Below are 544 nucleotides of genomic sequence, written 5' to 3'. Positions count from 1 at the left end.
CGTATGCCGTCTTCGATTTCCGCAAGCCGACCGCAGTCGGCGATCGCGTCCGCGACGCAAGCGACGAGCAGATCGTCTTCGGCCGCGGCTATGATCACAACTGGGTGATCGGCCGCCAGGTAACCGCCGATCAGCATCTGATGGCGCGCGTCAGCGATCCGGTCTCGGGCCGCGGCTTCGAGCTCTGGTCGAACCAGCCGGGGCTGCAATTCTATTCGGGCAACTTCTTCGACGGCACGATCACCGGAAAGTCGAAGAAGATCTACCGGATGGGCGATGCGGTCGTGATGGAGCCGCAGATCTTCCCGGACACGCCCAACCAGACCGGCTTCCCCACCGCGCGTCTCGCGCCGGGGCAGACCTATCGTAACGTCATGACCTATCGGCTCACCACCGGCCAGGCCGGGCGCTGAGCTACCAAGAAGACTTCAGGGAGAGAAACATGATCCGTCGCGCCCTTCTGATCGCCACCACTGCGCTCGCCTTCGCCGCCCCGGCCGAGGCGCGCGACATGTGGACCAAGCCGGCTGCCAACAAATGGTAC

At 64.3% G+C, this 544-nt stretch carries 1 protein-coding gene; it reads left to right on the top strand.

Going from position 1 to position 544, the window contains the following annotated elements; translation table 11 throughout:
* Positions 1-413, top strand: a 413-nt coding sequence (locus ACMGE0_RS33670; RefSeq protein WP_495885031.1) for an aldose epimerase family protein, incomplete at its 5' end; no start/stop codon positions are given.
* Positions 414-544: the final 131 nt, after the last annotated feature.

The organism is Neorhizobium descurainiae (assembly GCF_051400715.1).
Lineage (GTDB): Bacteria > Pseudomonadota > Alphaproteobacteria > Rhizobiales > Rhizobiaceae > Neorhizobium.
This window is presented reverse-complemented; position numbering and strand designations above follow the sequence as displayed.